Here is a 17,814-nt window from a genome sequence, read left to right on the forward strand (position 1 = left end):
CGGGCGACGGCCCCCCGGATCGCAGGGTCGCGCGCCCCAATTCGTCGACCGAACGGAATCCCCCCCTTCCCTAAAGCCGGGTGGGACCCTAAGATATCTGACGCTGGTATGCGGCGTTGCATACTTAATCGTTGTGTTATGATTTCGCAAGAAGTCGTCGACCCTCTTCATGTGTTCGCATGTCGATCGACGGCGTCCGAGGTTGGATGCATCTTCTTATGGCGACCAAGGGACGAATCTTCGCCGGCTGTACGGTGGCCCTGGCGACCCCGTTTCGGGACGGCGAGGTCGACGAACCGGCCCTGCGATCCTGGGTGGAGTGGCAGATCGAGCAGGGGACGCCGATCCTCAGCCCGGTCGGCACCACGGGCGAGGCCCCGACGCTGTCTCACGGCGAGCACGAACGGGTGATCGCCGTGGTGGTGGAGACGGCCGCGGGCCGGGCGAAAGTCGTGCCCGGCACCGGTTCGAACTCGACGACCGAGGCGATCCGCCTGACCAAGTTCGCCGCCCGCGCCGGGGCCGACGGGGCGCTGATGGTCGCCCCCTATTACAACCGGCCGAGCCAGGAGGGGTTGTACCGGCACTTCGCGTCCGTCGCCGAGGCCGTGGACCTCCCGATCATGCTTTACAACATCCCGGCCCGGACCGGGCGGAACGTCGAGCCGGAGACCGTCGAACGCCTGGCCGCGATCGAGACGATCGTCGCGATCAAGGAAGCCGCGGGCTCCCTGGACCAGGTGAGCGACATCATCGCTCGCACGAACCTGACGGTCCTCTCGGGCGACGACAGCCTGACGCTGCCGATGCTGGCCGTCGGGGCCGAAGGGGTGGTCTCCGTGGCCGCGAACATCGTCCCCCGCGACGTCCGCGGGCTTATCGACGATTTCAACGCCGGGGACGCCCCGGCCGCCCGGGAACGCCACGCCCGGCTCTTCCCGCTCTGCCGCGACCTGCTGGGCCTCGCCCCCAACCCCGTCCCCCTGAAGGCCGCGCTGGCCCTCCTGGGGCGCGGCAACGGCGAGATCCGGCTGCCGCTCTGTCCGCTCGACGAGTCCGAGACCGCCAAGCTCACGCGCGCCCTCGCCCGATACGGCCTGCTCGAAGCCTGAGACCGCCGCCGATCTTCGTTTTCGCCCGCGATCGCCCTGCACTCGTCCTCGAAATGGAATATATTAACTTCAGTTCCTCCTGATCCGACCTGGCCTCGTTCGAATTCGGTCCGGCGTTCTGTCGTCCCGACTCATCCCTCGCTCCCACGGGCCTCGAAATCTTCTCGATGGCCCGCTTCGACTAAAAACCACTACAACCCGACGCCCCCGCCTCGACGGCCCGCCCCATGAACGGCGTGGGCGGATCGCGGCCGTTACGATTACGTTCCTCACTCCGAATTCTTTCGTCGATCTTCCGATTTTCGACGCCTCCCCTGGGAATCGGACTCCCTCGCACAGACTTTGACAAAGGGATCCCGCCATGGCTCGCAAAGCGTCCTCGAACGGCAACGGCAACGGCAACACAGGCAATGCCAACGGCGCCTCCGCCGCGAAGGCGGAGGACCTGGCGCCGGAGGTCTCCGATCAGTCGATCCGCGAACTCGCCCAGGTCTTCAAGCTCCTGAGCGACGAGACCCGGCTGCGGATCCTCTTCTACCTGGCGCTGTCCGAGGACGGCGAGCTGCACGTGACCGAGCTTTGCAACCGCCTGGGCCAGAGCCAGCCGGCGGTGAGCCATCACCTGGCGCTGCTCCGGGTGTCGAGCCTGATCGAGTCGCGTCGCGAGGGGAAGCACAACTTCTACAGCGTGCGGACCGAGCATTTCGGCGACCTGCTGCTGAGCCTGTTCGCGGCCGCCGGCGAGACGCCGAAGAACAAGAAGTACCGCTTCCACGACTTCGTCCTGAACTACACCGGCGCCTGACGCCGGCTCCCCCCACGCCCCCGGCTCGGGGGCGCGTCGGGGGCGGCGGGGGACGCGACCGATCCCCGGCGCCGGCCCGTCGTCGATTCGCGTCGGCGCCGCGACGGTTCGCCTTGACCCTGATTCGGCTTCTCGGCAAAATGCCCGCATCGGCCCGGCGGACCCGCGATCGACGTCCCGGAGGCGTCTCCGGATCGTCCAGCGCCTGCGGGGGCGGAGCCTTCGAATCTCGCCGGGATCGGCGAGGCTCGATCCGCCGCCCGAGGCGGCCCCGATCGGGCGCGAACAAGTCGTCGTTCCGCGCCACCAGCGGTGCAAAAAAGGAGTTTTGCCGATGGGTCTCTCTTCTCGTTTGATCGTGGCGGCGGGCCTGGGCGTCGTGGGCGCGGGCCTCCTGGTCGCGCCGATCCAGGGCCAGCAGGACGGCGCGGTCCGCAAGACCAACGGCGGCGCGTCGCAGTTCAAGGAAGGGACCCCGCCGGTCATCGGCACGATCGACCTGGACGGCGTCTTCAAGAATTACGAGAAGGTCAAGTACGCCAACGAGGAGTTCCAGGCGTCCTTGCTCGCCAAGCGGAACGAGCTGATGAAGCTCCAGCAGGAGATGGCGCAGGAGGCCGAGGTCCTGAACCGGTACGCCCCCGGCCAGGAAGAGTTCAAGAAGCAAGAGAACAAGCTCACCGAGCTGAAGGCGAAGATCGAGGCCGGCCGTGAGCAGGCCGAGCGCGAGTTCCAGTCGAAGGAAGCCGAGGCGATGGCCAGCCTCTACAACGAGGTGACCGAGGTCGCCAAGAAGATCGCCAAGGCCCGCAAGATGACCTACGTCATGAAGGTGACGAACCAGCAGCCGAGCGGGGCGAACCCGAACTCGGTGATGGCCGCCATGTCCAACCCGATGATCTACTTCGACTCGGCCAACGACATCACCCAGGACGTGGTCTACAACCTGAACGCGGTGTACAAGGCCGCCGGCGGCCCGACCGCCAAGGCCGCCCCGCCCGCCGCCGACGCCCCGGGCGCCGCCGCGACGACGCCCCCGGCCGCCGCCGCCGCCCCCAAGGCGATCGCTCGCTGATTGGAGCCCCGGGGCGAGCCCGCTCGATCGGCGGCCCGCCCCGCCTCCGCCGCCGACCTCCCCCGGCTCCCGACGCCGGGGGCCGTCCCGATCATGGACCGATCGGGACGGCGCGAAGCAGCCCGGCCGTCGACACGTCGAGCCGCGCATTGGACGCCCCCCCGGCCGCAAGATCGTCGCCGCGCCGGGCGAAAGGACCAGGGAAGGTATGCTCATCGCCAAGCGTCCCCAACGGACCCTCGCCCGCGAGGCCGTCCTGAGCGGCGTCGGCTTCTTTCACGGGGCCGACGTGAACCTGCGGTTCCTGCCGGCCGAACCCGACTCCGGGATCCGGTTCGTCCGCACCGATCTCCCCGGCCGCCCGGGGGTGGCCGCCCGGATCGACCAGGTCGTCCCGACCCAGCGGCGCACCGCCGTCCAGGACGGCGCCGCCAAGGTCGAGATGATCGAGCACGTCATGGCCGCCTTCGCGGGCATGCAGGTCGACAACTGCACGATCGAGATCGACGCCCCCGAACTCCCGGGCCTCGACGGATCGAGCCGAGGCTACGTCGAGATGATCGACGAGGCCGGCGTCGTCGAGCAGGCCCGCCCCCGGCAGGCCCTGTCGCTGGAGCGGTCGGTCGTCGTCCGCGAGGGGGACGCCGTCCTCGCGGCGCATCCCAACTCGGCCGAGGGCTTGACGCTCTCGTATCACCTCGACTACGGCCAGGCGTCCCCGATCGGCAACCAGAGCGTCCTGCTGGCGGTGGCCCCCGACATCTTCCGCCGGGAAATCTCCCCCTGCCGCACCTTCCTCCTGGAGCAGGAGGCCAAGGCGCTTCGAGCGGCCGGAATCGGGCTCCGAGCCAGTGAGGCCGACGTCCTGCTGTTCGGCCCCGACGGGGTCGTCGGGAACGCCCTGCGGTTCCCCGACGAGTGCGCGCGGCACAAGGTCCTCGACATGGTGGGCGACCTCGCCCTCCTGGGTATGGACCTGCACGCCTTCGTCGTCGCCCACCGCTCCGGGCACCACACCAACGCCCTGCTCGTCCGCAAGCTGATCCAGTCGATCGAGAAGGATCGCGAGAAGGACGCCCGGCCCCGGACCAGTCCCCTCCCCATCCGCGACGACGGCACGATCGACATCCAGGGCATCCTGGAGATCCTCCCGCACCGTTACCCGATGCTCCTGCTGGACCGCGTCGTCGAGCTGGAGCCCGGCCGCCGGGTGGTGGGGATCAAGAATGTCTGCGCCAACGAGCCCTTCTTTCAAGGTCACTGGCCCGGCCGGCCGATCATGCCGGGTGTGCTCATCCTCGAAGCGATGGCCCAGGCCGCCGGCGTCTTGATCGCCTCGACCGTGTGCCGACTGGGGAGGGCCGCGGTGATCGCCTCGGTCGACGGCGTGAAGCTGCGACGCCAGGTGATCCCCGGCGATCAGCTCCGTCTGGAGGTGGAAGCGGTGAAGATCAAGTCGGCCTACGCCAGCGTCCGAAGCGTCGCCCGGGTCGGCGACGCCGTGGCCGCCGAGGCGAGGATCCGTTTCGTGTTGATCGACGCCCCCCCGACCGCCTGAGCCGGCGGGGCGGCCTCCTTTCGGAACAGCCAAGTATCTTCCAATCCCGCTGACCGGCTGTAGGAACCCACACTCATGGCCACCATGATCGCTGACACCGCGTGCATCGACCCCCGCGCCGAGATCGCGGACGGGGTGGAGATCGGCCCGTACTGCGTGATCGGCCCCGACGCCCGGATCGGTGAAGGCACCCGGCTGATCGCGCACGTCTGCATCCTGGGGCACACGACGGTCGGCGACCACAACGTCGTCCACCCCAACACCGTGCTCGGCGGCGACCCCCAGGACTTCACCTACAAGGGCGAGCCCACCCGGCTGGAGATCGGCGACCACAACACCTTCCGCGAAGGGGTCACCATCCACCGCGGGAGCTGCAAGGAAGAGGGCGTCACCCGGATCGGCTCGCACAACTACTTCATGGCCAACGTCCACGTCGGCCACGACTGCATCCTCGGCGACCGGATCCTGATCGCCAACAACACGATGCTCGCCGGCCACATCCACATGCAGTCGCACGCCACGGTCTCCGCCGGCTGCGGGCTGCACCAGTTCGTCACGGTCGGCCAGTACAGCTACATCGGCGCCCTGACCCGGGCCTACCACGACGTGCCCCCCTACATGCTCGTCGAGGGGAACCCGTCGAAGGTCCGCTGCATCAACATCGTCGGCCTGAAGCGGCACGGGATCTCCCCCGAGGCCGTCACGGCCCTGCACGAGGCCCATCGCCTGATCTACCGCGCCCGGATGATCGCCAAGCAGGCCCATGAGGTCCTCGAAGCCCACGGCCAGGTCTGCGCCGAGGTCCGCGGCCTCCTCGACTTCATCGAGGCCCAGCAGCAGGGCCGACACGGCCGGGGCCGCGATCGCGCCCGGCTCTCCGCCTCGGCCTGAACGCCCGGGCAATGGAATGCCACGCCTTGAGACACGGAGTGTCCGTCCGATGAAACCGCTGCGAGTCGCCGTCGTCGGCGTCGGCCACCTGGGCCGACATCACGCCCGGATCCTGGGCTCTCTCCCCGGGGTCGAACTGGTCGCCGTCGCGGACTCGCGGCCTGAACAGGCCCAGGCCGTCGCCGAAAGCCTCGGCACCCGCGCCGTGCTCGACTACCGCGAGCTGATCGGCCGGGTCGACGCCGTGTCCGTGGCCGTGCCGACGGTCCTCCACCGCGAGGTCGCCGGCGCGTTCCTGGAGAACGGCGTTCCGGCGATGGTGGAGAAGCCCCTCGCCGGCACGATCGCCGAGGCCGAGGAGCTGGTGGCGATCGCCCGATCGACCGGCGCGGCGCTCCAGGTCGGACACATCGAACGCTTCAACCCGGCGTTCTCGACCCTCCAGGGCTCGCCGATCCGGCCCCGGTTCCTCAGCGCCGAGCGGCTGGCGATGTACACCTTCCGATCGACCGACGTGGGGGTCGTCTTCGATCTGATGATCCATGACATCGACCTGGTGCTGAGCCTGGTCGATTCGCCCGTGCGGTCGGTCTCGGCCGTGGGGGTCGGCCTGTTCGGCGATCACGAGGACGTGGCCGACGCCCGGATCGAGTTCGCCAACGGGACCGTCGCCAACCTCTCCGCCAGCCGCGCCAGCTACGCGACCTCGCGCAAGATGCGGATCTGGGGGGCCGAGGGCTACGCCTCGCTCGACTTCGCCGCCAAGCAGGCGACCGTCGTCCGGCCGTCGGACGAGTTCCTCGCCGGCGGAGTCGACCTGGAAGGGGTCGACCTCGCACAACCGGCCGCCATCAAGGAACACCTCTTCGGGAAGGTGCTCCGGGTCGACCGGATCGAGCCGCCGGGCTGCGATCAGCTCACCCTGGAACTCCAGGACTTCGTCGACTCGGTGCGGAACGGGACCCGCCCCCGCGTGACCGGCGAGGACGCGCTGGCCGCCGTGAGGCTGGCGGACCAGATCGTCCGCGCCATCGACGCCCATCGCTGGGAAGGGGACGCGCAGGCCCCCCCGCCGCCGGCCCACGCCGCCGAGGCCGGCTCTGCTCTCCGCGGGCCCCACGCCTGGAGCCGCAGCCGGCTGGAGCGGCTTTCTCGGACCACGAGCTGAGCCGCCCCGGATCCGCCCGACCGGCGACCGCCGAATGCGGAGGATCACCCCGACCCGCCCCCGACCCGTTCCCGGTGCGCTTGCCAGGAGGGGCTGGTTTGGATTAGACTACTCGGGTCGAGGCCTGCGCCCGGAGTCCGGCCGTTTCGTCCGGCCGACCCGCGCGGGATGTGTTGCGACCGCCGCCGGCGGTCTGTTTCCTTATCTCTTTCCGCGCGAAGACGTTGCAGGATTCGATCGATGGCCAAGAAAGACGCCGGCAAGGAAAATGTGAAGGTCAAGAAGCCCAAGCAGGGGCCTCCTCAGGACTCGGTTAAGCCCAAGAAGCCCAAGAAGGAAGCCGCCCCAGCCGAAGCCCCGGTGATCGAGGAGAAGAAGCCCGAGGCTCCCCGGCCTCCCGCCGACCCCCGCCTCAAGTACGTCAAGAAGTTCCACGGCCGGTTCCTGCCCCGCGGCCCGCTGCGCGACCGCCACACCGCCCTCTTCGCCCGCTGGAACAGCGGCGAGGATCACGGCGGCGTGACCGTCGAGGAACTCAAGTCGCTGTACGAGGACTGGCGGGCCACCCGTCAGAAGCCCGTCAAGAAGACCGCGGCCGTCTGACCCGAGTCCCTTCGGGGACTCTTCGGATCTTCCAGGGCGAGCGGGACATCCCGCCTCGCCCTGGACGCCTCCCCCCTTCCTTCTCGGCTCGCGACGGTCACTCGGCCCGGTCGCGAACTGCATAGCGACGAACCGACGAGGCCACGGCCTGAGCCACGCTCCGGGCCGTATCGTTCGGCGCGCATCCCACGGCGGCCATCGCCTGCTCATACGCCTCGTCGGCTCGGGCGTCGTCCTGTTCGAGAACGGCCAGGCCGTAGCGGGCCTCGAACAGCTTGGGGTCGGCCGCGATCGCCCGCAGGTAATGTTCGCGAGCCCGGTCGAAGCGACCTTCCACGACATCGCACACGGCGAGGCGTGCATCACGCACGGCGGGCCTTGGAACGTCCCCGGCGCTCTGGAGGTATTCGCGGGCTCGTCCCGGCTCCCCCAGATGCAGGAGCAGCGTGGAGAGCCGTTCAACGGCGTCCCAGCCCCCCTTCCCCACCGGATAGGCGTTCTCCAGCAGCCGGGCCGCCGTCTCCACCCGCCCCAGCTCCAGTTCATGGTTCACCAGCCGGTCCAGCTCGTCCAGGTTCCCCCAGCGCGTCGGGACGGGCTCGGACAGGCGCTGGGCGATCGGCCCCCGCGCGAGCTCGGCGGCGGCCTGCACTTCCGTCTGCTGCGGGTTGATCGGCCGAAGCTCCCGGATCCGGTCGAGCGTCGCCAGCAAGGGCTCCAGCATTCCCCGGTTCTCGTACGACCTCTGGAGCACGGCCAGCGTCAGGAAGTCGCGGGGGGCGATGGCGGAGGCCCTCCGTAACGCGTAGGTCGCGCGGGACGTGGAGAGGTCGAAGATCGGGTCGAACGGCATGCGACATCGGGGCGCGGCGGCCGTGGGGTCGCGAATCATCTCGACGTAGCCGATCGACTTCCAGCCTTCCAGCGAGTCGGGCTCGGCCTTCACGACGCGCCAGGCGTAGTCGAGGGCGAGCCAGAGCATGGGCCGGGCGAGGTCGCCGCGCCCCCCGGCACCGAGGAAGTTCGCGTAGTTCCGCATCCCCTTGGATGCGGCGATCAGCGCCGCTTCCCCCTGGGGCTCGACGTCGGTCGAGGGGTGGAAGTGCCGGGCCGCGAAGTCGACCTCGTGGGCCGCCACGGCCTCCTCGTAGGATTCATGCACGAAGACCGCCGAGACCGTATCGAACCGGACGCACCGCCAACGGCCGCTTTTCAGGAGTGCGGCCCCGGTCTCGGTGTTGTATTCGTGGTCGACCAGGATCGAGGGCCTGCCTTCGGCGTCAAGCTCGCGCTGCCAGCGCGGGTTGTCCTTCGCGATCCATTCCTTCAGGTCGAGATAGCGACGGTAGAGCTGCGGCCCGGTGACCTCCAGGCGAGGGTCCGTGAAGACGGTCTTCCCCGGACCTCCCGGTTTCTCCGGGCTGTGGTAGTAAATGAACAGCGAGGCGTGGCCGTTGTGGAAGCTGAGGAACCGATCGGGCATGTCGGGCTCGCCCGCGAACTTGGCGGACTCGTGAGGGAACCAGAGCGGCTCCTCTCCCCAGCCGATCACCCGGCCTTCCCCGGCCCAGGTGTAGAACAACCCGCTCCCCACCGCGAAGGTCAGGAAGATCAGAGCCACCAGGGCGACGAGTCTCGGGCGGATGCCGTCCGAGCGGCCGTCGTCGACCCCGGCGGCCTCGCGACGGGCGTGCCGTGCGGCGGCCCACTCGGCGAAGTTCCAGGCGGTCACGGTCCCCACCACGGCCGCGAACTGGTGGCTGTTCCGGGTGGCCTGGAAGCTCAGGATCGAGAAGGAGGCGAAGAGGAGCAGGCGGAGGAGGCTGATCCGCCACCCCGGTTCGGCCGCTTCGATCGCGGCCTCCGAAGCCTTCTTGCGCCGCGTCTCCCCCCCTTTTCTGGAGGCCGCGTCCGCCCCCTTGGCCCGCTTCCGCTTGCGACCGTCCGGCGCGGGCTCGGCCGCGGGACCGCTCCCCGCGCGAAGGCCCTGGAGCCGCGAGGCACCGGCGTCGAGGATCGGCAGGAGGAAGCTCAGAGCCCCGAGCACGATCGTCGCCATGTGGATCTGCAAGGGGACGTTGCCGAATCCGGACTCCTGGATGAACTGGGGGATCGGCTTCAGCTCGGCGATGGTCCGGGAGAAATCCGCGCCCCGCATCGTCCCGGCCAGTTCCAGGGGGTAAAGGGCCCCATGAAGACCGTATGGATTCAGCAGGCACGCCAGCCCCGTCGCGGCCGACGCCGGCACGACCGTCGACCACCACCGCCGACGCTCCACCGCGAGCGACCCGCGCCGGAGGGCGGCGTCGATCAGGGCGAACCCAAGGATGATCGGCCCCAGGATGAACAACCCGTGAGAGTTTACCCAGGCGACCTGCGCGAAAGGCAGGACCCAGGCCAGCCACGGGCGGCGGTCCCATCGGCACAGGACCGCGAGGAAGATGGAGAGGTAGAGGAGCGTCAGGGTCTCGGGCCGGATGTACATGCGACCCGAGAGGACCAGGAGCGCCGGGAGCCAGGCCAGGACCATCGCCCAGACAGGCCAGGTCCGCCGCCTCGCGGTGATGAGCAGCAGCAGCGCCGCGCAGGTGACCAGGCACTTCGCCAGCGTCAGCGCGGGGACGCCACCCTGCTCATGGACCCAGCTGATGCAGACCTGGAAGATCCAGTGCAGGTCGATCCAGGGCGAACCGGCGCGGGTGAACGTGTAGAAGTCGACCCGGGGGATCTCGCCCCACTTGCGGATCAGGTCGCCCGTCCGCAGGTGCCAGTAGAAGTCCGTGTCCTTGAGCCGGAAGACGCCGAGCAGGAACCCCAGCGCCAGGAAGAATCCGATCAGCACGGCGTCGAAGAGTCGGAGGCCCCAGGCGGTCGCGGCGGCCTCCCGAGCATGCTCCGCCAGGGCCGAGGATCGTGGTTTGGGCGGCGAAAGACGACCCTCGGACATCGACCGACTCCCCACCCGAACGACCTCGACGACCCCCGGGCGCGACCGCGATCCGGTCCCTGAGTCTACCATCGAGTCGCGGGCAGGGTCGAGGCTTCCACCCTTGTCGGGTTCGGCTCAGTTCTGGTCGATCCAGTTGATGCCGCTCGTCCACCACGGGGGCGTCCGGCTGGTCCGGGGTGCGTAGTAGTTGCTCCGCCGGGTGGGGTACACAAAAGGAGAGAGGATCGGCTGATTCGGCGTCGAAGTCGAGGTCGCGGGCGCGGCGCGGACGACGCCGTCGTAGCCGCGGTTGTACGTCACGACGGGGGCCGAGACCGACCGCATCGCCGAGAACGGGCCGTACAGCGACATCGACGTGTCGCCGAAATTGCCGAGCGGGGAGTAGCCCCCGGCGATCGGGGCGGCCCCGCCCACCATGATGTACGGAGTGGGCTCGAAAGTCCCGAGCGAACCGGGAGGCTCGCAGACCATCCCCGGCCCCTGGGCTCGGGCCGTCGCCCCGACGATCGTCGGGGCGACCAGGGCGGCGATCGCCGCCGCGATGCGGAGGATTCCGAAGTACGGACCAGCGGGGCGAGTGGGCAGACTCATGGGGAAACCTCGGGGTGGATTCGCCGCGACGGCGTTCGGGGAGGCGGCCCCCTCGACGGCTCGAAGGGGCGACTTGAGGAAATCTACCCTACGAATCGCCCCGAGATCGGATTTCTGCCGGTTCCGCAGACCTCAAGGGTTCTTCGCGTGAGGATTGCGAGGCTTGGGGACGAGCCCGTGCAACTCGTCGAGGATCCGCGCCACGCTGGCCCCGATCCCGGAGTGCAAGAGGTCGTGGAGCTTGGACATCAGCTCCCCTTCGCGGAGCAGGACGCTTTCATGCGTCGAGAGGGCCATCCTCGGGCCGGGCTCGGGATTCGCCCGCGCGGCCTCGCGATAGTCCTCGGAAATCCCCCGGACTCCGGGACTCGAACCGGCGGGTAAGGCGAGCGGCCCCCCCTCGGCGGGATACCAGCGGCCGACGGCCTGCGGCCTCGAAAGGGGCTGGGAACGATCGCCCGCCCCGCGAGGCGTGGGCGAGGTGGTCTCCTCGTCCTCTCCCAGCAGGGCGTCCATCGAGACTTCGAGGGCCACGGCGATCCTGCGGAGCGTCCCGGCACGCGGCAGCCCCGTCTTGCCGCTTTCGATCTGATAAAGCGCGGTGCGCGATATCTCCGCCCGATTGGCCAGTTCGTCGGGTCCCCAGCCTTTGGCGTATCGAAAATCCCGGACGCGTTGAGCCAGTGTCATCATGGGAGTCCTCACCGCTTGAATTCCAGGATCGAGCCGCTCAAATCGGATGGGAAGCGGATCGAAAGTGCGGACCACCCCATCGTGGCGACGCCGGATCCTCGCAAGCCTCTCAACCTTCACGCCCAACCCGAGACGAACTTTTACGAAACCTAGCATTGACTGTCAATCAAGAGCCGACGAATCGCCAAATCAGGGCGATCCGAACAGCGCCTCGATCTCCCAAGGCTGGATCATCGTCGGCTCTCTCAATCGGTGCAAGTGCGCCAAGGATCGAGGATCTGGCTCATTCAAACGAATCCATGCGGGATCTCCGCCTCGCAAGCGGGGATCGGCCGGGATTCGTCGTCGCACCATAAAGCCTGGAGACATTACGACCCAGGGATGAAAAAGGTGCGATCGTCCAGATCCTCACCGTTATTGTATGACTTCGGGTAGGTCGAGGAGAACCGCCGAAATCCTAATGACTTCGAATTTCCGCGGCGATGCGCTCCGGGCCTGCGGCGTCAGCTTCCGGCATCCAGTTCCTTCAGGATGGCGACGAGCAATTGCGGGTCGCGTTTGTCCATCAGGTGGGCGATCCGCGTTTCCGGGAATTCGACCTTCCGGAGGGCGTCCTCGACGCGTTTCCAGAGCCTTTCCTTCTGCTTGCCTTCGGAGAGGTAGAGGTCCGTGGCCAGCTCGGAGAGGCGCTGATAGGTGATGGCGTCGAAATTCTTGTAGTAGCGGTTGATGATCTTCTTTTGATGGGGCGAAAAGTCGGCCATGGGCGTCGAGTCTCGTGAGGAGAGGGTCCCGGAGAGTCCGCGCGATCATCCTATCGTACCGGGGGCTCGGGGAGCCAGCCTGGCCGAGGGGGTGAAGCCCATCCCCCTCGGCCCGGCTTGACGGGAAGGCTCGATGGGTCAGTGGGCCCCGCTCATCACGAGTTCCGAGTCCTGATCGGCCGGGACGTCGACCTGATCGAGATAGTCCGTCATGCTGCGCTGGAGGCGGCCCGGGAGCTTGGACGCGTTCTGGGCGGTCGGGACGGAGACCACCTGGCGGGGCATGTCGACCGGCGCGGCGAGGCCGCGAGCCGGGGAGGAGTAGTCCACGTTGACCGCGGAGGCGACGCTCGCCGAGGCCGCGCCGAGGTTCACGCGAGTCGGGGCGTAGCTCGCCGCGAGGCCTCCGGACGAGAGGCCGACGGACGACCCGCCCAGGACGCTCGGGTCGAGGATGGCGTCGGGGTTGCTCGCGGCCAGCCGGCGCAGCGACGTGTACTGCGACTGCCCGGTCCGGTTCATCAGGAACTTCAGCCGGCCCGAGGCCTGCGCCGAGTTCGGGATGTTCACGACCACGTTCGACGAGATGACGTCTTGGCCGTCCTTCGTCTTGCCGGTCAGGGTCAGCGTCTGGATGCCGGGCTCCGCCTGGATGTCGCTCGCGCGGAAGGCGAACATCTGGGCCGGATAGGGGTTCCTCGGGAACTGGTAGACCTTGGTGGCCACCGGCCGGGCACCGTTCAGCTCGACCGTGTCGGGGTCGATCGTTGCGGGATCGAAGCCCGAGGTCCCCTGGACGTACACCCGCACGAGGTCGCCGTGGGCGTTGTCGATGATCCGGTGTTCATGCGGGTTGATGAAGATCGGCGGCGAGATCGGCGGGCAGACCGGGGGCTCGGGCTCGGGCTCGGTCGCGGCGCTCAGGAGGACCGGCTGGGCCGGGAAGAAGGCCTCGCTGATCGGGCCGTCCTGGGCGGAGCCGGCGAACGCCCCCACGTTGAAGACGGCCGTCGGCAGGAGGGCCGAGCCCGTGATCGACTGGTAGAGCTGGTCGAAGTTGACGACCGACAGCTCCATGTTGGGATGGTTGGGGTCGTTCTGGGTGTAGATGTTGCCGCGATACTGCGGCAGCGGGGCCCCGAACGTGGGCGCGACGTTGGGACCGGCCTGGTTGGCGGTCGCCACCTGGAAGACCTTGGCGTCCTGGCCCGAGGGGACGGCCTGCGAGAATCCGGCGACGATCTGGCCGGTCCCCGTGCCCAGGAAGTCGAGATAGATGCCCATGAATTCGGTGCCGCCGAAGTCCGGCGGATCCTGAACTCCGAGCGGGGGGATTAGAGCGGTAATAGCGGGGTTGACGGTTCCCGAATTTCCGTTATTGTCTGCATCGCTTGCGATCACGGGCCGCCCGAGCGGATCGTTCGGGCTGGCCGGCTGCTCGATGCCGATGGACAGCGTCCCGTTGTTCTCGGGCGAGTAGCTGACGCGCAGGCTGGAGATGTCGAAGCCCGATACGCCGACGAGCTCGGCGAGCTGGGCGTCTCCGATGACCGGATGCTGGACGTTGGCGTTGTCGGGTAGGATTACAACGCCTGGAGTTTGTGTAGCGGGAAAATCGGCTGCAACGTTTCCCGTGAAGGTGACGCTGAGCATTTGCCGATGATCAAGCTGTTCCATGGCGATGCCGGCGGTGCGGACCGTCCTCAGACCGCCACGACGGCGGCGCCACGAGCGAACAGCTTGCAGCAGTCTTGCGAATAGCGACATCGCGCCATCGTCCTTTCTAGCGAGATCCGAATCTCCCGACGAGGGAGACGGTGGTGAGCCGATCGCGAGCGAGCCGGGCACGAGCCCTGATCATTCCCGTCGGCTGGTAACAGCGAATCGATCCGTCAATCCGACCATCTGGCAGAGTCGTGGTTTGCTCGCCAGGCCGTGGTCTCAACAACGCCTGGCCTAGATCGTCCCGGCTGACGCAGGAACGCGTCACGCCTCCCCCGGCTTCCGCGGGACGAAACGACCATACGTAGAAGGAGTCTCGTCATGGTTTACCGTCGCTTTGGCCTGTGGAGCCTCGCACTCGGCGTGCTGATAGGGTCCGGCTCTTCCGCCACTCAGGCTGCCCCGCTCAATCTCACCGGTTACGTGGAGAAGGACTTCGCCGAGAGCAACGGCAACGCCAAAACCGGCAAGGTCCACGTCGAACAGGTGACCTCGTCCCCCACGACGATCGGCCAGTCGAACTGGATCTCCCAGAACGGCTGGGTCTCGGGCTGGAACGTCAAGGACATCCGGTTCAGCTACAGCACCGCGGGCGACTCGCTGGCCGTGGGCTTCAACACCTGGGCCAACGGCTCCGGCCAGTACGCCCCGTTCGGCCAGGCCAACGGCGATCCCTCGGGGACGGCCACGGCCTACGACCCGGCCCACCTCGGCGCCGGCACCCCCACCAGCGACAAGTCGTTCGCCCTGCTGATCGCCAGGGAAGACCCCAACAATCCGGGCACCCCGGGCGAGGTCGTCGCCATCGCCGGCGTCCCGGCCGACAAGTCGCTCAACGGCCAGGGGACCAACGGCTTCACGGTCGCCAACGTAGACCTGAGCCGCTCGTCCGGCGGGCTCGCCTACATGTTCGGCACCCCGCTGGACAACAACAAGCACCTCGGCAACCTGGCCTTCGACCCCTCGCCGTCGCACCCCCAGCTCGAGTTCACCATCGCCAACTTCAAGGGGCTCATCGACCCCTCGAAGGGCTTCTGGGTGATGGCGTACGCCGGCTCCGGCCTCGACGGCGTCGCGGGCGAGACCTATATGGGCTGGCGGCACATCGCCCCGCTCGGCGAACAGGGCATCCCCGAGCCCGCCACCGTCCTGGCCTGGACGCTGGTCGTCGGTGGCCTCGCCTGGCGGACGCGGTCCCGTCGGAAGGTCGACGCCTGAAGTGTGACGAGTTTCATACGAAGGCATAGAACGCATCCCTGCGCGAAGCGGCGGCCGATCCAACGGTCGCCGCTTTTGTCATCGGCCCCTCCTCCGATCAGGCTCCTTTTCTTTCCCACTTCCCAGCCGTGTCCGTACCTTGCCGTTGCTATGGCTCCTTCTCCTTGCCGAGACGCCCGAATCTACCAGGCCTACGCGACCCCGCACGCCTTCCACGCCAATCGGCCTTTCGCCTACCTCTAGAATGCAACAAGGCGTCCGACCCCCAAAGGAGTAGGACGCCTGGCCTAAGGCTCCGACCTGCGAACGCTGGGGGAGCGAGCCTCAGCGTCCCGAGAGGACCGGACCCACCACGGTGATCCGCTCCCGGAAGCGATCCCCGGAGAGTAATTCGAGCGCCCCTTGCAGGGCCTGCTGCTTGGCGTGCCAGGTTCGGACCTCGCCGGTGACCACCACACGGCCCTCGTCCTCCTCGACTCGGAGATTCCGGATGCGGCCGTAGGTCGATCGACGAATTTGATCGGCCACCTGATCCGCGAGAGACGCCACTTCCACGGCGATGCGGGAATCCATGGAACTTGACTCCTCCTAAGTAAGCACCCTTGCGGACATCAATGGATTGCGCAAGTGACGGGCGTTAGTGTGGAGATGTTCGTCCAGCTTGACACGCCGGGCGTGGGGAAAACAAGGGAAAACCGGGAGGATTCCTCCGGGCGGTCATTTTCGCAATAAGCTTAGGCCACGAATTGCGAACCCTCTCCTCAATTCCCGGGGCGGTGAGAACGGGAATCAATTCGTGCGAGATCTGGCATTGCAGGGGAGGAAGCACATCAATCTCGTCGCGGCTGCGAGAGGCGGACGAGGAGCCGCTCCAGGACGACCCGGGGATTGAGCTGGCTCCCCCCCTTGACGTCGAGGTCGGCCTGGAGGAGCCAGGCGGGGAGTTGATCGACGCGGCCGGGGCCGAGGTGGGAGTGCTGCCGGGTGGTCTGCTGGACGGCGAAGGGGCGGATGCCGGCGATCTCGCAGGCCTCGGCGACGCTCAGCCGGGCCGCGCGCAGCCTCCCGGCGTGGTGGAGCCGCATCAGCGAGGAGGTCATCTGGGCCAGGAGCTTGACCGGGTGTTCCCCCTTGGCGATCAGGTCGTCCAGGAGCCGGGCCGCGACGTCGCCCCTCCCCTCGGTGGCGGCGTTGACGACGTCCCAGACCTCCTCGATCCGTCCGGCCTCCACGAACTTCGCCACGTCTTCGCGGCGGATCTCGCCGACGTGGGCCGTCGCGATCGCCAGCTTGTCGACCTCGGCGGTCAGGATCCCCAGCTCCGGGCCGACGAGTTCCAGCAGCAGCTTGGCCGCGTCGGGCCCGAGTTTGGACTGGGCCTTCGATGCGCATCCGGGTAGCCATCGGAGCAGGTCGGCCTCGGGCGGGCTGGAGCAGTCGATCGCCATCCCCGCCTTGGCCGCCGACTTGGCCAGCCTCGTATTGCCCGGCCAGGAACGGACCGCCAGGATCAGGCTCCCGGACGAGCTGGGGGCCTCGACGTACGCCTCCAGCTCCTTGCGATAGGCGGAGACGAACGGGTCGGCCTCCTCGACCAGAACGACCCGACGCTTCGAGAAGAACGGCAGCGTACGCAACTCGTCGACCACGTCCGCCAGCTTGGCGGACGCCCCCTCGAACCGGGCGACCCCCATCTCGTCGTCGTCGTCCGAAAGCTCGACGCCGATCGCCCGCTTGATGGCCTCGCGACGGAGGTACGGATCGTCGCCGAAGACCACGTACAGGGGCGAGGCCCCCTTCCCCGACCCATCCTTCAACCAGTCCAGGCCGCGCATCGCCGCCCTCCCGCCCGCATTCCGATCGTTCGTCCCACGTGCATCGTGACACATTCCTCACCCACTGACGAGCCGGATCGCTCCTCCCCTTGACCGCCGTATGGTCCGCCGTAGAATGAATTGAAACACCCGTTTGAATCATTCGATTGAATCTTTTGTTTGAGGCTTGGCGAGTCTCATGGAGAATCAGGAGACGACGAAGGACCGATTGATCGAGGCGGCGGGTCGGGAATTTGCGGAGAAGGGATTCGACCAGGCCCGGATTCGCACGATCTGCGAGCGCGCCGGGGCGAATCTGGCGGCGGTGAACTACCACTTCGGCGACAAGGAGCGGCTCTACCGCGAGGTGTTGCTGGAAGCGTACCGGCGTCGTAGCTCGGTCGTGCTGCCGTCACTCGGGGACGCGACGGCCGCGGAGAAGCTTCGCGCGTTCATCCGCTTTTTCTTCAACCAGGTCGTCGCGCTCAAGGAGGAGGATTCCTGGCAGACGCGGATGATGGCCCGCGAGGTTTCCGATCCGACGTCGGCCCTGGACGAGGTGATCCGAGATTGGGTCCGTCCCCGGTTCGAGATGCTCAAGTCGATCATGCGGGAGATCCGCCCCGAGGCCGACGACCGCCGTTTGAACGCCCTGTGCTTCAGCGTCGTCGGCCAGTGCCTCATGTACCGGCTGGCCCGCACGGTGACGGGCCGGCTGATCGGCCCGGAGGGCGACGGCCTCCTGGACGACGACTATCTCGCCGATCACGTCGCCACGTTCACGCTCGCGGCCCTGGGCCTGGGCCCCCCGTTCGGGCGGGACGCGGGCGAAACTCCTGACGTCTGAGGA

At 67.9% G+C, this 17,814-nt stretch carries 16 protein-coding genes; 9 read left to right on the forward strand and 7 right to left on the reverse strand.

Going from position 1 to position 17,814, the window contains the following annotated elements; all coding sequences use genetic code 11:
* Nucleotides 1–218: 218 nt before the first annotated feature.
* The 7 genes from dapA (at nt 219) to VT85_RS19890 (ending at nt 7,212) form a co-directional block, all read left to right on the forward strand.
* On the forward strand, nt 219–1,112 hold the full coding sequence (dapA, locus tag VT85_RS19860; RefSeq protein WP_197490894.1) for a 4-hydroxy-tetrahydrodipicolinate synthase: 894 nt from the start codon (nt 219–221) through the stop codon (nt 1,110–1,112).
* Nucleotides 1,113–1,473: 361 nt separating this feature from the next.
* Nucleotides 1,474–1,917, forward strand: a complete 444-nt coding sequence (locus VT85_RS29880; protein ID WP_082858753.1) for an ArsR/SmtB family transcription factor — start codon at nt 1,474–1,476, stop codon at nt 1,915–1,917.
* Nucleotides 1,918–2,251: 334 nt separating this feature from the next.
* On the forward strand, nt 2,252–2,992 hold the full coding sequence (locus VT85_RS19870; protein ID WP_082858754.1) for an OmpH family outer membrane protein: 741 nt from the start codon (nt 2,252–2,254) through the stop codon (nt 2,990–2,992).
* A gap of 208 nt (nt 2,993–3,200) precedes the next feature.
* Complete coding sequence (fabZ, locus tag VT85_RS19875) at nt 3,201–4,550, forward strand: 3-hydroxyacyl-ACP dehydratase FabZ (RefSeq protein WP_068419345.1); 1,350 nt, start codon at nt 3,201–3,203, stop codon at nt 4,548–4,550.
* A 75-nt stretch (nt 4,551–4,625) separates the two neighbouring features.
* Complete coding sequence (gene lpxA / locus VT85_RS19880; protein WP_068419347.1) at nt 4,626–5,441, forward strand: acyl-ACP--UDP-N-acetylglucosamine O-acyltransferase; 816 nt, start codon at nt 4,626–4,628, stop codon at nt 5,439–5,441.
* A gap of 49 nt (nt 5,442–5,490) precedes the next feature.
* Nucleotides 5,491–6,609, forward strand: coding sequence for a Gfo/Idh/MocA family protein (locus VT85_RS19885; RefSeq protein WP_068419349.1), 1,119 nt, complete (start codon nt 5,491–5,493; stop codon nt 6,607–6,609).
* Nucleotides 6,610–6,849: 240 nt separating this feature from the next.
* The gene (locus tag VT85_RS19890) at nt 6,850–7,212 is read left to right on the forward strand and encodes a hypothetical protein (RefSeq protein ID WP_156512964.1); all 363 of its coding nucleotides are present in this window, start codon (nt 6,850–6,852) and stop codon (nt 7,210–7,212) included.
* Nucleotides 7,213–7,309: 97 nt separating this feature from the next.
* Here VT85_RS19890 and VT85_RS19895 read toward each other — a convergent pair whose 3' ends face one another.
* The 5 genes from VT85_RS19895 to VT85_RS19915 form a co-directional block, all read right to left on the reverse strand.
* Nucleotides 7,310–10,159, reverse strand: coding sequence for a tetratricopeptide repeat protein (locus VT85_RS19895; RefSeq protein ID WP_068419351.1), 2,850 nt, complete (start codon nt 10,157–10,159; stop codon nt 7,310–7,312).
* Nucleotides 10,160–10,276: 117 nt separating this feature from the next.
* Nucleotides 10,277–10,753, reverse strand: coding sequence for a hypothetical protein (locus VT85_RS19900; protein WP_068419353.1), 477 nt, complete (start codon nt 10,751–10,753; stop codon nt 10,277–10,279).
* A 132-nt stretch (nt 10,754–10,885) separates the two neighbouring features.
* Complete coding sequence (locus VT85_RS19905) at nt 10,886–11,446, reverse strand: helix-turn-helix domain-containing protein (protein WP_068419355.1); 561 nt, start codon at nt 11,444–11,446, stop codon at nt 10,886–10,888.
* 503 nt (nt 11,447–11,949) lie between these two features.
* Nucleotides 11,950–12,210, reverse strand: a complete 261-nt coding sequence (locus tag VT85_RS19910; RefSeq protein ID WP_068419357.1) for a hypothetical protein — start codon at nt 12,208–12,210, stop codon at nt 11,950–11,952.
* Nucleotides 12,211–12,348: 138 nt separating this feature from the next.
* A complete protein-coding gene (locus tag VT85_RS19915) occupies nt 12,349–13,863 on the reverse strand; it encodes a hypothetical protein (protein WP_156512965.1) in 1,515 nt (504 codons plus the stop codon).
* Between the two features lie 390 nt (nt 13,864–14,253).
* Here VT85_RS19915 and VT85_RS19920 point away from each other — a divergent pair, with 390 nt between their 5' ends.
* Nucleotides 14,254–15,150, forward strand: a complete 897-nt coding sequence (locus tag VT85_RS19920) for a hypothetical protein (protein WP_068419362.1) — start codon at nt 14,254–14,256, stop codon at nt 15,148–15,150.
* Nucleotides 15,151–15,474: 324 nt separating this feature from the next.
* On the opposite strand, the gene VT85_RS19925 is transcribed toward VT85_RS19920, so the two are convergent.
* Nucleotides 15,475–15,723 carry a BON domain-containing protein gene (locus tag VT85_RS19925; protein ID WP_068419364.1) on the reverse strand — a complete coding sequence of 83 codons (249 nt, stop codon included), beginning with the start codon at nt 15,721–15,723 and terminating at the stop codon, nt 15,475–15,477.
* 257 nt (nt 15,724–15,980) lie between these two features.
* Entirely contained in the window at nt 15,981–16,985 is a 1,005-nt protein-coding gene (gene holA / locus VT85_RS19930; protein WP_068419366.1) for a DNA polymerase III subunit delta, read from the reverse strand.
* 178 nt (nt 16,986–17,163) lie between these two features.
* On the opposite strand from holA, the gene VT85_RS19935 reads away from it, so the two are divergent.
* Nucleotides 17,164–17,811, forward strand: coding sequence for a CerR family C-terminal domain-containing protein (locus tag VT85_RS19935; RefSeq protein ID WP_068419367.1), 648 nt, complete (start codon nt 17,164–17,166; stop codon nt 17,809–17,811).
* Nucleotides 17,812–17,814 lie beyond the last annotated feature (3 nt).

It is taken from the genome of Planctomyces sp. SH-PL62 (genome assembly GCF_001610895.1).
In the GTDB taxonomy this organism is placed as follows: Bacteria; Planctomycetota; Planctomycetia; order Isosphaerales; family Isosphaeraceae; genus Paludisphaera.

Bases quoted from the DNA above. Each gene is read 5' to 3' on its own strand.
- VT85_RS29880 (WP_082858753.1), top strand. From the start codon at position 1,474: ATGGCTCGCAAAGCGTCCTCGAACGGCAACGGCAACGGCAACACAGGC.
- holA (WP_068419366.1), bottom strand. From the start codon at position 16,985: ATGCGCGGCCTGGACTGGTTGAAGGATGGGTCGGGGAAGGGGGCCTCG.
- lpxA (WP_068419347.1), top strand. From the start codon at position 4,626: ATGGCCACCATGATCGCTGACACCGCGTGCATCGACCCCCGCGCCGAG.
- VT85_RS19905 (WP_068419355.1), bottom strand. From the start codon at position 11,446: ATGATGACACTGGCTCAACGCGTCCGGGATTTTCGATACGCCAAAGGC.
- VT85_RS19895 (WP_068419351.1), bottom strand. From the start codon at position 10,159: ATGTCCGAGGGTCGTCTTTCGCCGCCCAAACCACGATCCTCGGCCCTG.
- VT85_RS19900 (WP_068419353.1), bottom strand. From the start codon at position 10,753: ATGAGTCTGCCCACTCGCCCCGCTGGTCCGTACTTCGGAATCCTCCGC.
- VT85_RS19890 (WP_156512964.1), top strand. From the start codon at position 6,850: ATGGCCAAGAAAGACGCCGGCAAGGAAAATGTGAAGGTCAAGAAGCCC.
- VT85_RS19870 (WP_082858754.1), top strand. From the start codon at position 2,252: ATGGGTCTCTCTTCTCGTTTGATCGTGGCGGCGGGCCTGGGCGTCGTG.
- VT85_RS19915 (WP_156512965.1), bottom strand. From the start codon at position 13,863: ATGCTCAGCGTCACCTTCACGGGAAACGTTGCAGCCGATTTTCCCGCT.
- VT85_RS19935 (WP_068419367.1), top strand. From the start codon at position 17,164: ATGGAGAATCAGGAGACGACGAAGGACCGATTGATCGAGGCGGCGGGT.
- fabZ (WP_068419345.1), top strand. From the start codon at position 3,201: ATGCTCATCGCCAAGCGTCCCCAACGGACCCTCGCCCGCGAGGCCGTC.
- dapA (WP_197490894.1), top strand. From the start codon at position 219: ATGGCGACCAAGGGACGAATCTTCGCCGGCTGTACGGTGGCCCTGGCG.
- VT85_RS19885 (WP_068419349.1), top strand. From the start codon at position 5,491: ATGAAACCGCTGCGAGTCGCCGTCGTCGGCGTCGGCCACCTGGGCCGA.
- VT85_RS19925 (WP_068419364.1), bottom strand. From the start codon at position 15,723: ATGGATTCCCGCATCGCCGTGGAAGTGGCGTCTCTCGCGGATCAGGTG.
- VT85_RS19920 (WP_068419362.1), top strand. From the start codon at position 14,254: ATGGTTTACCGTCGCTTTGGCCTGTGGAGCCTCGCACTCGGCGTGCTG.
- VT85_RS19910 (WP_068419357.1), bottom strand. From the start codon at position 12,210: ATGGCCGACTTTTCGCCCCATCAAAAGAAGATCATCAACCGCTACTAC.